Here is a 13,589-nt window from a genome sequence, read left to right on the forward strand (position 1 = left end):
GTTGTTCCGATGTCGTTGGTTTATTCGATCAAAATCAGGAAACAGAAACTGTCCCCAAGGAATAGATCTGAATGTTGGATGGTATTTCGTTCTGCGACAGAACGACCAGATGGGGAATGGTCGATTCGGTCGCCTGTTTCACAAACGGTCGGGCGCGAGCGCCGGTGATGATGATCGGTTGGACCACCTGGGTCGCCACCTTTTCCACCTGGGCGCGGAGTTGATTCAGAAACAGTCCCGCCGACCGGGGCGCCAGGGAAAGGTAGGAACCATACTCGCCATCGACGATGGCCTCGTTGATCATGTTTTCCGCATCCGCCCCCAGCACCAGGGCTCTCAGGGAGCCGTCATCCTCCAGATAGCGGGTCACCAGGGAACGCGACAGCGATTGCCGTACCAGTTCCACCAACTGTTGCGGCTGTTTGACCACCTTGGCGAAATCGGCCATCGTTTCCAGGACGGTGGTCATGTCGCGGATGGAGACCCGTTCGCGCAACAGTCCTTGAAGGACTTTCTGGATCCCTCCCAGGTTGACCACGTTGGGAATGAGTTCATCGACCAGTTTGGGTTGGGTTTTGGCCACCATGTCGAGGAGGGTCTGCACCTCCTGCCGGTTCAACATTTCATGGGCATGTCCATGGATCATCTCGGTGATGTGGGTGGCCAGGACGGTCGCCGCATCGACCACCGTATAGCCCAGCATTTCCGCCCGTTCGCGATCATGCGCCGTGATCCAGATGGCCGGCAAGCCAAACGCGGGTTCCCGGGTCGGCGCCCCCTCGATCTGCCCGGTCACCGCCCCTCCCTCCATGGCCAGGAAGTGTCCCACCTTCAACTCGCCACGACCCACCTCGACCCCTTTGATGTAGAAGGCATACTCCCCCGGGCGAAACTGCAGATTATCCTTGATGTGGATGGGGGGCACCACGAACCCCATATCGACGGCAAACTGCTTGCGGATCGAACGAATCTTGTCGAGCAGGGTCCCGTGTTGGCTTTCATCGACCAGGGAAATCAGGCCGTAACCGACATCCAGACGCAATAGATCGAGGGCGAGAAATGTTTCGATCGGTTCTTCCTGTTGCGCCTCTTCCTGGGATTGGACCGCCACCTCGCGGCTGACTGCCCGTTCCTTGGCCTCCTTTCTGCGAAACAAGACGTAGGCCCAGATTCCCATGATGATGGCAAGGAAAGAGAAGGGGATCGTCGGCATTCCCGGAACGATGGCGAACAACCCCAGAACCCCGGAACTGAGCAGAATGACCCGAGGATTGGCGGTGATCTGCCCACCGACATGGTCGGCCAGGTTTTGATCGGTCGAGGCGCGGGTCACCAGAAAACCGGCGGCGGTGGAGATCACCAGGGCGGGAATCTGGTTGACCAATCCATCCCCAACCGTGAGGATGGTATAGATATTGGCTGCCTGGGCGGCGGTAAGCCCCTGGCTGACGACACCGATGACGAATCCCCCGACAATGTTGACCAGCGTGATGATGATCCCCGCCACCGCATCGCCACGGACAAATTTGGAGGCACCATCCATGGCCCCGAAGAATTCCGATTCCGCCTCGATTTCGCGGCGCCGGGCCTTGGCCTCCGCTTCGGAGATCAGACCCGAATTAAGATCGGCATCGACTGCCATCTGTTTTCCCGGCATTTTGTCCAGGGTGAACCGGGCCGCCACCTCGGCGATGCGTCCGGCGCCCTTGGTGATGACGACAAAGTTGATGATGACGAGAATGGTGAAGACGATAATACCCACCACCGTATTGCCACCGACGACAAACTGGCCAAACGACCGGATCACCTCGCCCGCTGCTGCCTCGCCCTCCGCTCCGTGCAGCAGGATCAATCGGGTGGTGGCAATATTGAGGGCCAGGCGAAACATCGTCGTGATGAGGAGGATACTGGGAAACGATGAAAAATCGAGGGGTTTATGGATGTAGACCGTCGTCAGAAGTATGACGATTCCCATGGAAATATTGACGGAAAGAAACAGGTCCAACAACATCGGCGGCAACGGGATGATCATGACCATCAGGACGACGATGATCCCCGCCGCCATGACGAGGTCATTGAGCCCTTTCACCCGTCTCAAGGAAAAGGGAATTGCAGCCAAGTTATCCTCCGCTATAATCGTTGGGGTATTCGTCGGTCGCAATCACGGTCCATAACCCGACCCAACCCATGACAATCGGGGACATCCACCCTTCACCGACCGCAAAAAAGAACGGCGTCCCGTGATGATACGAAGGCAAAGCAATAACCATGCCTCATTATCGACAGCAGCGACTGTCCCTGGATCAAGATTGATTCTTCGGCAATCGCCCCCGAGGGAGATGGACTGGTACTCTTGCGAAAAACATGATTCAATCAAAATGGACGCCAGGAGGATGGCGTCCTGTCCTTCGTGGCGCCTGCGATGACGGATTTCGCTTCTCCTCGCGGATCCTGTCGAGAAAAACAAAACCTTGATGATTGTCAACTTCCCAATGCCCACGTTCCCTTGTCGCGAAAAATGTGATCGATGCGTTGGTTCGAACGACGGAAGAATCCCATGATGAATGTCTCCTTCCGGGTTGTGCTCACATCGGGTTTGGGGGTGATGTTTCTTTTTCTGTTGCTCGTCGCCCAACAAGGGCGCCATTTTCTGGAGGTCTCCGCATCAAGAATGCAGGTGATCGTTCAGGAACACATCCCCGTTCAGGAACATCTGCGGCTGCTCGTCCGTATGCTCAACAGTTCGGTGGCGATGTTTCACCAGTACCTGGCCCGCGACAAGGTTTCCGCCCACGGCGTTGTCGTGACCTTGACCTCGCTCGGCATCCAGACGGAAAAACTGGAACGGCATCTGCTGACGTTGGGGTGGCAACCTCCCGAAACAGGTGGTCCGGGCAGCCTGGGAAAACGGGTCCTGCTTTCGTTTCAGCACCATGTCGTCGAAGAAAAGAACGATCCGGCCAACGATACCAGCGTCTTTTTGCGTCAGCGGATCCAGGCCGACCTGGACGAACTGGTCAGGCTGTTCAACAACGAACTCGAAGCGATCCGCCTGGACCATCGGCACGACCCATCCCTGGAACAACGAATCCAGGAAATCCGCGTCCTTCTCAACGATGCCAGAAACGAGGTTCAACGCTATTTCACACGCGATGTCACGACGTTGCGTCATTTTTTCATTCCGCTTGAGCGAATGCGGATCCTCCTGGAAAAAATCGAGGGCACCACCTCCCCCACCGTTGACGCCCAGGTGCGACAATCATCCCTGGCAATCCGCCAAGGGCTGGAAAGGTACAAGACTCTTCTGAAATCGTATGAAGAGGAAATGGCATCGCAACAAAATCATGATCATGATGGCGTTCAGGAACTGCTTGAAAAGGAAATTTTCGATACCTTCGAACGGATCGACGGCAACATCAACGAAATCGCTCAGATGATTGTAAAAATCGCTGGAGTGGAACAAACACGGATCATCCACGACGCCAACCGACACCAACGGATCATGCATGACGTTTCGCTGGCGGGTGGCATGCTTTTTCTCGTTTTTGCCGGGCTTGTCTGGTACATATTGACGGTGCGGGTCCGGACCCTGCATCAGGGAGCGGAACGATTGAGTTCCGGGGATCTGGAATTTCGCATGGCCAGCGGAAACAAAGACGAACTCGGCCAACTCGCCCACCATTTCAATCAAATGGCCGAGACACTGAACAGTCAACGACACCGGCTTCTGGAGGCCAGTCAGGCCAAATCTCAATTTCTGGCCAACATGAGCCATGAGATCCGCACTCCGATGAACGCCATCATCGGGTTGACCGAATTGAGTCTGAAAAAAGAGTTGCATCCCCGGGTGCGCAACCATTTGACCAAGGTGCTTACCGCCGCCAAGTCATTGCTGCGCATCATCAACGATATTCTCGACTTTTCCAAGATCGAGGCGGGCAAACTGGACCTGTTGCCCAAAACCTTCCGCCTGTTCGACCTGTTCGAGGAAATCGGAGATCTGTTCCGGCAACAGGTGGCGGAAAAGAATATCGAACTGGTGCTGTCCCTGGCCTCGCCCCTCATGATCGAGACGGTGGGCGACTCCTACAGGTTGCGGCAGGTGCTGGTCAACCTGGTGGGCAACGCGGTCAAATTCACCCATCGGGGCGAAGTGGTTCTCGAAGCGGAATTGATCGAGAAAACACAGGATTTTGTTTGCGTGGCGTTTTCCGTCCAGGATACGGGAATCGGCATCGATACCTCGCAACAGCAGCGGGTGTTCGAGGCGTTTTCCCAGGTCCAGGGCAGTCCCAGCCGCAATTTTGGCGGAACCGGACTGGGGCTGGCCATCAGTCGGCGTCTGGTTGCGATGATGGGGGGTGAGCTGAGCATGGAAAGCAGGTTCGGGCAGGGATCGCGATTTTTCTTCACCCTGAAACTGGGACTGCCTTCCGAGGCGTCGAACCCCTGTCTGCTTTCGACGGGAACGCTGGAGGGCATGCGCGCCCTGATCGTCGATGACAGCACGTCGGCCCGGGAAATTCTGGAAGAGATGTTGCGGGATTTTCGTTTCGATCCGATGTCGGTCCCTTCGGGCGAGGAGGCACTTCGAGCCATGGACCGGGCGGTCAGCGACGGCGCCCCGTTCGGGTTGATCCTTCTCGACTGGTTGATGCCGGGTCTGGATGGCCTGGAAACCGCTGCCCGCATCATCGATGAAAAACGTTTTTTTCAACAATGGAGCGATGCCTCGGGGAGATGGATCGGCATTCCCAGGATCATTTTCATGAGTGCCTTCGGCAACGAAGCATTTCAGGAGAAAGCGGAGTTTCTCGGCATCCGGGGCTACCTGGAAAAGCCCATCTGCCGATCCGGGCTGTTTGACGCGATCATGACCGTTTTCGGTCTCGATGTGACCCTTTTCTATCGCAACCGGACGCGAAAAGAATCGGAAAAGCAGATCTGGACAACGATGTTCGGCGCGCGCGTGTTGCTGGCGGAGGACAATGAGATCAACCAGATCGTGGCCCGCGAAATTTTGGAAGGGGTCGGTCTGGTTGTGGAAGTTGCCGCGGATGGACGCGCGGTGCTGCGCAAGGTCAAGGAAAAATCCTACGCCGTCGTCCTGATGGACCTGCAAATGCCCTTGATGGACGGCTTCGAGGCGACCCGCCTGTTGCGTGAAAATCCCGCCTGCGCCCAACTGCCCATCATCGCCATGACCGCGCACAACCTTGCCGGAGATCGGGAAAAGTGTCTCGCCGCCGGCATGAACGATCATGTGGGTAAGCCGATCAACACCGAAGAGTTGTTTCAATGTCTGTTGCGCTGGGTTCATCCGCGCCAGGAAGACCGCGACCTTCCCGGACCTTCCGCCGAGCCCGTTGAAAAACGCCCGTCCCTTCCCATGACGCCACCACCCGCGTCTTTTCACCCATTGCCGGGACCCCAGACCACTGCGCCGGGCACAATCCTCCTGCCAGAAACGCTGCCAGAGTTGGACCTCCAGGAGGCATTGGAGCGACTGGGAGATGACGAGGAACTGCTGCTGAAACTCATGGAATTGTTTTTCAAGAAATATTGCGCTGCCTCCCGGTCCGTGGACATGCGTCGCTCCTGGAACCAGGGCGAACCTCCGGAGGCCATGGCCGCCCTGCTCCATTCGATGAAAAGCAGTGCCGGCAACATTGCCGCGACAAACCTGTATGAAGCGGTACGGGATCTGGAACAGGCCTTCAAGGAAGAAAATCTGGGGGAAATCCCGGAATTGTTGGCGTCCTATGAAACAGAGCTCGACAAGGTGAAAAAATCCCTTCGCCCCCTGGTCACAAGCCCCGATGAACCTTGCGAAAACAACGACCCCGGCCCCCAGCGCGATGATGATGCGACCGATGTTCTGGACGCCGGATCGATTGACCAGTTGCTGGGTTCGCTGGAAGTTTTCCTGAGGGAACAGGACATCGAGGCCATCCAGATTGCGCGGTTGCTCCATCGAAAGATTTCCGGCCCCGAGGACCGCAGGGTTTTGGCGACCATGGTGGACCACCTGGAACACTTCGATTTTGTGCATGCCCGGCACGTCCTGATGAACATGCCCGCATTCGGAAACCGTCTCCATGTTCGATAACGCCCTGATCGACCGCCGGAATTCCCTGCCACGCATCCTGATCGTCGATGACAATCCGGCGGATATCAAACTTTTGATTGGCATTTTGTCGGAACTCGGACGCATCCAGGTCGCGACCGATGGCGCGCAGGTTCTCTCCCTGGTGAAAAACCATCCCCCGGATTTGGTATTGCTGGAGGTTCGATTGCCGGGCATGGATGGCTTCGAGGTCTGCCGGTCCCTGAAATCCGAACCGGAAACCCGCATCATTCCCGTTATTTTCATCACTGCCCATGACACGCCCCAGGGACAGGATACCGGTTTGGAGTGCGGGGCCATCGACTATATCGCCAAACCGTTCAATCCCCGCTTCATGCGAATGCGCATCGGCAACCAATTGCGACAGCGCGACGAGGAACGCATGCATCAACGACTTTGCCTGCAACAACAGTTGATTCTGGATGCGATCGGGGAAGGAATCATCGGTTTCGACCACCATTGCCGGATCACTCTGGCCAATCCCGCGGCGACCCGTCTGCTGGGCGCCCCCGAGGCGGACCTGCTGGGTCTGCGGCTTCAGGAAATGACGCAACTTGACCGCATCGATGGCACCCCATTCGAGACGGAGCAATGCGTCTTATGCCATCGAAACGACGATTCCGTCCCGAGCCACCGGGGAGAAGCGCTTTTTCGCAACCGCAACGGCATGCCTTTTCCCGTGGAATATACCACGTCCATGGTTCGGCACGAGGGAAGGCGCCTTGGTTGCGTCGTCGTCCTGCGCGATATTTCCCGGCAACAGGAGATGGAATTGCGCTATCAGCGACGTCTCGCTTCCCGAATCGCCATCAATGCCCTGCTGGAAACCAGCGTGGAACCGATGAGCATGGAACGGCAACTTGATGTGGCCCTGGAGATCATCCTTTCGGTCTCCTGGCTTCCCTCCCTGTACAAGGGGGCCTTTTTTCTCGTGAACCACGTCACCGGACACCTGGAAATGGTGGCCTCCAAGGGCCTGTCCCCCGAGGCGAAGGCCTGTTGCGCCCACCTGGCCCCCGGAGAATGTCTTTGCGGCCAGGCGGGTCAGACCCGGCAACTGGTCTTCGCCGGCGAGGATGAGTGCCGCCATTATTCCGAGGCAGGAGAAGACCTTCACCACGGACACATTTGCGTCCCTCTGACCGACAAGGAGCAACTGATCGGCGTCGTCACAATCCCGGTGAAACCTGGCCACAAACCCGACACCGAGGAATTGGCCTTCCTCACCACACTGTCGAAAACCTTGACCAGCATCATCGGACGACGGCGCCTGGAACAGAAAGTAAACGCGACACAACCTTGGAAAGGATGAATCATGAAACGCCCCCCTTGGCCTGCCATTGGAATGCTCCTGTCGCTGATCGCCACTCCGGTTTGGGCGGAACAGGAACTGACCGCCTCTCCGGTCTCCCAGCCGCCGATCATCGATGGTCGCCCCGACCCGATTTGGAACACGACCACGGAAATCACCACCAGGGACAAGGTGACGGGAACGGATGTTCGCCTCAAGGCCATCCAAACCGGCAATCAGCTGTTCCTCATGGCCATCTACGACGATCCCAAGGAAGAACGCGAACACAAAACCATGATTTGGAATGACACACTGAAAAATTACGAAACCGGGCCTGCCAGAGAAGACACCTTCGTCATCAAATGGAGCATGGAATCCGATCCCATCGATCTCTCCCTGTCGGCGGACCATCCCTACCGATCCGACATCTGGTTTTGGAAAGCCTTTCGGACCGATCATGCCGGTTATGCCGATGATAAAATCGACATCTACAGCATGGATCCCCTTCCCGATCATCAGAAGGTTTTGTCCAAGGAAGGTTATGTTTATTATCTGGTACGCCAGGGGGATCGCGGCCAGGCCGCCTACGAGCCCAGATTAACCGATCGCTTCCAGGGGAAAACGGTTCCGAAGTTCACCCTGAAAACCCCGGATGGCAGTCGTGCGGATGTCAAGGCCAAGGGATATTGGGAAAACGGTCAGTGGTGCATCGAGTTTGGTCGGGCGTTTTATACCGGAAACAACGATGACCTTCTGTTCCAGAAGGGGGGTCGGCATCAGTTCGGGATCTCGATTTACGAAATCGCCGGGCGGCCCGAGGACCCATCGCTGGACAAGCCTCTTTTTGGCAGCGGCGAAGTGGGAGAAACCCTGTTTCTCGTCATCCCCTGACCGAATGCCGATCAAGGTCGCCCGGTCCCCGGATGGCCACGCCGTTTGACTCAGGCAAAGTGTTCCAGGATTCGTGCGACCTCGATCAGGAGGACATCGGTCAATGCGTCACTGTTTTCCGTGCGGTAGCGCCCGATGGCCTGGACCACCCCATCGGCACCGGCGGTGACGTTGGATTGCAATGGATATTCAATCTGGTCGAGATGGCTGAAAAAACGAATGTCGTCCACCGCCATGGCGAACCGGGTCCCGTCGGAAACAAACACCACGACATACTCCCGCATGTACCGCTGCACCAGGTCGCCAATGCCGTTGAACAACTCCAGCAACGATGCCAACAGGCCATTCTCGGTCTTGTTGATCAGCGCGACCGCATCCTGTTTTTTTCCCTCATCGATCAATTTCTTGGCCTGGATGGCAATGCCGTGAATCTCCTTGTGCGGCGCGTCGAAACGGGCCATATAGGTATTCAGGTAACTGTTGTCCGAGGAAAAGGTGTCGTACCATTTCCCGAAGGCGCACAGATGAGGATTGGTCTGGACCGAGAGGGACCTGTCGTGAAACACTTCATCCTTGAGTTTGTTCAACCAGTTGACATGGTCCTGCTTGCGCATTTCCATGGTGGTCACCAGCTCTCGAATCTCCTCCGTCCGCGCCTTCGACCCGAGCAGGACTCTTAGATCGAACAATGGCAGATTGCCCTCGCGAAAGGGAATCACCCCCCGCATCTCCGGAGGACTGTTGGGGACCGGAGTGAACTCCGGCATGTCGATGACCGAAACAATGTCATGGGAAATGACCCCATAGGGAGTCCCCTTGACGGTAAACACCAGATAATCCGAATCCCGAGAAAATGTTCCTGTCACCGTTCCCCCCTGGTTTGGCGCGGTTGTTCCTGAAAGGTTACCCCTTCAATCAGATCTTCACATGAATAAGAATATTCTACATCATGATCTTCAGGAAGTTAAACAAAATCCTAAAGGCTGTCGGCGTTGTTTCTGGCCGGTAAAAACCATATCGCCGTGGAAGATTGAACGCGGCAGGATGATTCAGGAGGACAGACCATGTCGCGCTTGAGCGTTGAGGCGTTGGAACGGGCGGTAACTGCATTGGAAGATGGGCTGCGTGAGTATGCCGAACATCCTGTTCTGACCATGCGGGATGGCGTCATCCAACGGTTTGAAATTGCCATGGACCTCTCGTGGAAACTGCTGCAACGCACTTTGAAGGATATTCTGACGATCAACCCGGGAGCGATCCGAACCAAGGAAGACATGTTCCGTGTTGCCGCGGAGTACGAGTTGCTCACGAATACGGAGCGTTGGCTGGGTCATTACGAAGCCCGAAACCAGACTTCGCACATCTACGATGCCGGTCTGGCAGCGCAGGTATTCGACCGTATTTCCTCGTTCCTGCCGGATGTCCGGGAACTTGTCGCGAGGTTGAAGGATGCCGCTTGATCTCCGATCCGACCACCTGGCCATCGTCCAGGATATCCTGCGGCATCATGCGCCGGACCGGGAGGTGTGGGCCTTCGGTTCCCGGGTCCGGGGAACGGCACGCGCGGCCTCGGATCTGGATCTGTGTATCCGGGGAGATGAACCCATTGGGTTTGAACGGCTGGGGCGGTTGCGGGATGCCTTTTCGGTAAGCGTTCTGCCCTTCAAGGTGGACATGGTGGATTGGGCAACGACATCAGAGGGATTCAGAAGGATTATCGAAATGAACCGGGTGGTGGTGCAATATTCGGAAAGCGGTTTTCGCGCATCAATTTTAGAAATATCGTAACTGCCCAGGTACCCTCTGGGTTCAATTATTGAAAGAAAAAAGGGGTCTGGGGGATTGCCCCCAGGGTTTTGATTTTTCTTTTGATTTTGATTTTGATTTTCCACGCGCCATTTCACCCGAAGCGAATTTCCGCGTGATTTTTGCGGAAATTCGCGTAGGCGCGCACCTTGGTCCTGGTCTTTTCGCGGTTTTTGCGAAAAGACCAGGACACATTGCAAGTTTCCATCCTGCAATGCGTTTGCCCTTCTTCGCAAGAAACGCGAAGAAGGACAGGCCAAGGGGCGCGTCTTACGCGGTTTCTCGCAAAAACCACGCGAGAAACCGCTTCGGGTGAAATGGCGCGTAAAAAACAAAGTCAAAAACAAAATCAAAACCCTGGGGGCAATCCCCCAGACCCCTTTTTTCTTTCAATAATTGAACCCAGAGGGTACCTGGGCAGTTACGGAAAAAAAAGAATCCGGGGGCGTCCCCCCAGGGGGTCGAACCTGGCGTCACGTTCTTCCGACCAGTCCCGGATCCATTCCGAGGGACTGATGCGGAGGATTCATTCAATACATGGCAAACATGGTCTGTTTTGACATGGATGGTTTCGTGTATCATGATTCATGCATCAATCATGGATGCAACTCCATCGGCGGTCCCAAGACAATCATGCCCCAGGATGTACCTTTCATACAACGTTTTCTCAGAAATTCCGGGCGACTGGAGTTTGCGGCGTTGGAAGCCCTTGCCGGGAACCACGATGAACAGCAATTCATTCGCCAATTGCAGGTTCCGGTCCTCATGGGTAACGAGGTGATCCCTGGGACGTTGACGAGCCGACCGAACGAGGTCGTGATGCGGTTCCAGGCGGATGAACCCGACCTTCGTCAACGTCCCGTCCCGATTCGTCCTTCCCTGATGCACCTGATCTTTCCCTTCATCAAACGCAAGGATTCGGATCGGGAGGATTTTTTTTCGATCGGTCGGGACGAAGGGAATGATTTTGTCCTCCCCGACTATACCATCGCCCCCATTCAGGCGGGAATTCGGCGGACAGGGGCCAATCGGTATCTGTTGCGTGGCGCTGCCACCGTCAATCCGACCCTTCTCAATGGCCGCGTCAATGATCGCGGCGAAATGTTTCTCCATGACGAAGACCGTCTGACGTTCGGTCGTTATGAATTTCTTTTTTTGACGCCAAGTGCGCTTTATTGCCGTTTCCGTGGGGTGGAACTGAAACCGAGGATCATGCAGTTTCTCGACGCATTGGGAAAGGCGGATCACGATGCGCTCAAGGATTATGCCATCCGCCATGGTCAGGACCTGTTCGTGCAGTTGATCATGAATCCCAGTTTTGTCGGGTCGGGCTTGTTCCGGGGATATTCCCTGGACCGGTCCCTGGAGGATACCGAGACGACAATGGCGTTTCTTCCCGACCTGACGTTTGGTCCTGAACCCAAGCAGTTGAAAATGCTGGAACGGGCCATCTATCCCCTGGTGATGCCGGAGATCGATGGGGAATCTTGCCCGGCCATCCGGATCGGACGGGCCGAGGCCAACGACATCATCATGCCCGAGGGATCCATCTCCAATCGCCATGCCTGCATCGACATCCTGGGGCCTGGACAGTATCACCTGAGCGATCTGGATTCGACCAACGGCACCTTCGTCGATGGCAAGGCCATCCCTGCCAGGGGGATCGATCTGAAGGACGGCCAACGGGTCAAGATGGGACGATTTGAGTTCATGTTTCTTTTCCCCGGATCGCTTTATTGTCGCATGGCTCCGGAGAATGTTCGCCGATGATCTGGAGGACTGATGCCATCGGCGATGCCATCGGGGGGCGGACTTTTATCGAGGAGCTGGTTGACCCGAGAAAGAGGTCAAGGCCTGGAACATGGTCTGGGCCAGGGTTTCGGTGAAACTGCGTCCGATTCGATCGACCCAGTGGTCCCTTGAGGTGAAATCGACTGTTTTTTCGACCTTGATCACCTCACGGGCAATCGATTGGGCCGATCCGAGTTCATCGACAAGACCCAGTTCGACCGCCTCGTCCGCGGTCCAGTAGAGTCCCTGGAATAAATCTTTTTTCCAAGGTTTCAGTCGATCGCCGCGACCGTCCTTGACCGCCTGGACGAACTGGCTGTGAATCCGGTCGAGGATCCCCTTGGCATGCGTGACCTCTTCTTCCTGCATTGGCCGGAACGGATTGAGAAATGCCTTGTTTTTGCCCGCGGTCAGATTGCGGTCCTCGACACCGATTTTTTCCAGGACCTTTTCCAGCCCGAAATTGAAGAGCACAACGCCGATGGAACCGACGAGGGAGGCTTTGTCGGCATAGATGCCGTCGGCGGCGGCGGCGACGTAATAGCCGCCCGAGAGGCAGGCGTCTTCCACGGCGGCATAGAGTGGGATTGTGGTGTATTTCTTGCGCAACCGTTTGATTTCATCGTAAATCAAACCTGCCTGAACGGGAGAGCCTCCCGGGGAGTTGATCCGGAGGATGACGCCCCGGGTATCGGGATCCTTGAAGGCGGCGTTCAATCCCTTGATGATGTTGTGGGCCCCGGCGGGGGCGCCGCTGGCGATGGGACCTGTCAGTTCGACGATGGCGGTGTGTCCTTTGTTTTTATCCAACGACTTCAGGGAGACATCGTCCCAGTGGCCATCGAGTCCGACGACGGCGAGAAACACCAGATAGCCGACGATGAACAGTCGAAAGAACAGTCTCCAGCGCCGTCCCCGCCGTTGTTCGGCGATGAATTGGGTGAACATCTCCTCGATGACCCGCCGCTCCGAGGCCCGTTCCAATTGCAGATGTTCCAGCAGGGTGTCGCTGGAGGCGGCTTTTCCCTGGTCGAAGGGGTCGGAAAGTTCTGGTTCCATTTTGTCCATTCAGGAGCGGCCTGTCGCATGCGTGTTGGGATGGTTTTCAGGTTTGAGGCGAGAATCCGATCCCTTCCTTGGGTTTGATTTCCACCACGTTTTTGAGGGTGGCGGCCTTGAAACGCAACCGGTAGACCTTACAATTCCGGCATTGCTGTCCTGTTTCCTCGCACAGGTTGTTCTGGTTGGCCCAGCAGGGGGCCTGGTGATCGGTGATGGCGGGACAGTTGGTCCGGGAACGATAGTCGCAGGGACGGATTTCCCAGCAGGGAATGAGCGACATCAAGGCGCGAATGCCGGCGATGCTGAGACTCGACTTGATCATCCGGCGCAATTCGACGAACCAGCGGATGTCCTCCTTGGAAAAATAACGGGTTCCCGCCTTGTTCTTGTAGGCAATGAACAGCCCTTCACGTTCGTACATGTGTATGGTGCGCAAGGAGATGCCAAGCAGCCTGGCTGCTTCTCCGATCTTGATCATTTCCTCCGGGCCGCCCGAACCGGCGTCATCGGCCCGAGGGGGGAAATCGTGAGTGTCATCGTCCGATGGTTTGGACATCGCGTGTTGCCAACCTCGCAGGGAAAGGATTGTTCCTTCTCGGGAACGAAAACACGGCATGATCA

General features: G+C 56.2%; 11 protein-coding genes. 7 read left to right on the plus strand and 4 right to left on the minus strand.

All coding sequences use genetic code 11. From position 1 onward, the window contains the following. Positions 1–34: 34 nt before the first annotated feature. Positions 35–2,065 carry a flagellar biosynthesis protein FlhA gene (gene flhA, locus HQL76_04950; GenBank protein ID MBF0108502.1) on the minus strand — a complete coding sequence of 677 codons (2,031 nt, stop codon included), beginning with the start codon at positions 2,063–2,065 and terminating at the stop codon, positions 35–37. 492 nt (positions 2,066–2,557) lie between these two features. On the opposite strand from flhA, the gene HQL76_04955 reads away from it, so the two are divergent. Genes HQL76_04955 through HQL76_04965 form a run of 3 tightly spaced genes read left to right on the plus strand, consistent with a single transcriptional unit; the run spans position 2,558 to position 8,309 of the window. After that, complete coding sequence (locus HQL76_04955; protein MBF0108503.1) at positions 2,558–6,109, plus strand: response regulator; 3,552 nt, start codon at positions 2,558–2,560, stop codon at positions 6,107–6,109. Beyond that, positions 6,099–7,439 carry a response regulator gene (locus HQL76_04960; GenBank protein ID MBF0108504.1) on the plus strand — a complete coding sequence of 447 codons (1,341 nt, stop codon included), beginning with the start codon at positions 6,099–6,101 and terminating at the stop codon, positions 7,437–7,439. The genes HQL76_04955 and HQL76_04960 overlap by 11 nt, the downstream gene beginning before the upstream one ends. Before the next feature lie 3 nt (positions 7,440–7,442). Next, positions 7,443–8,309 (plus strand): hypothetical protein, encoded by an 867-nt coding sequence (locus HQL76_04965; GenBank protein MBF0108505.1) that lies wholly within the window; start codon positions 7,443–7,445, stop codon positions 8,307–8,309. Between the two features lie 50 nt (positions 8,310–8,359). On the opposite strand, the gene HQL76_04970 is transcribed toward HQL76_04965, so the two are convergent. Continuing rightward, positions 8,360–9,175 carry a chemotaxis protein CheW gene (locus HQL76_04970; protein MBF0108506.1) on the minus strand — a complete coding sequence of 272 codons (816 nt, stop codon included), beginning with the start codon at positions 9,173–9,175 and terminating at the stop codon, positions 8,360–8,362. Positions 9,176–9,373: 198 nt separating this feature from the next. Between HQL76_04970 and HQL76_04975 the strand changes: the two genes are divergently transcribed. The 4 genes from HQL76_04975 to HQL76_04990 all read left to right on the plus strand — a co-directional run bounded on the left by HQL76_04975 (position 9,374) and on the right by HQL76_04990 (position 11,885). After that, positions 9,374–9,769 (plus strand): nucleotidyltransferase substrate binding protein, encoded by a 396-nt coding sequence (locus tag HQL76_04975; GenBank protein MBF0108507.1) that lies wholly within the window; start codon positions 9,374–9,376, stop codon positions 9,767–9,769. Continuing rightward, positions 9,759–10,097, plus strand: a complete 339-nt coding sequence (locus HQL76_04980) for a nucleotidyltransferase domain-containing protein (GenBank protein ID MBF0108508.1) — start codon at positions 9,759–9,761, stop codon at positions 10,095–10,097. The genes HQL76_04975 and HQL76_04980 overlap by 11 nt, the downstream gene beginning before the upstream one ends. Positions 10,098–10,125: 28 nt before the next feature. Further along, positions 10,126–10,431, plus strand: coding sequence for a hypothetical protein (locus HQL76_04985; protein MBF0108509.1), 306 nt, complete (start codon positions 10,126–10,128; stop codon positions 10,429–10,431). Positions 10,432–10,652: 221 nt separating this feature from the next. Then, complete coding sequence (locus tag HQL76_04990; protein ID MBF0108510.1) at positions 10,653–11,885, plus strand: FHA domain-containing protein; 1,233 nt, start codon at positions 10,653–10,655, stop codon at positions 11,883–11,885. 45 nt (positions 11,886–11,930) lie between these two features. Here HQL76_04990 and HQL76_04995 read toward each other — a convergent pair whose 3' ends face one another. Then, complete coding sequence (locus HQL76_04995; GenBank protein MBF0108511.1) at positions 11,931–12,965, minus strand: S49 family peptidase; 1,035 nt, start codon at positions 12,963–12,965, stop codon at positions 11,931–11,933. A gap of 46 nt (positions 12,966–13,011) precedes the next feature. Continuing rightward, a complete protein-coding gene (locus HQL76_05000; protein MBF0108512.1) occupies positions 13,012–13,524 on the minus strand; it encodes a MerR family transcriptional regulator in 513 nt (170 codons plus the stop codon). Positions 13,525–13,589: the final 65 nt, after the last annotated feature.

The organism is Magnetococcales bacterium, from assembly GCA_015228815.1.
Classification (GTDB): Bacteria; Pseudomonadota; Magnetococcia; order Magnetococcales; family UBA8363; genus UBA8363.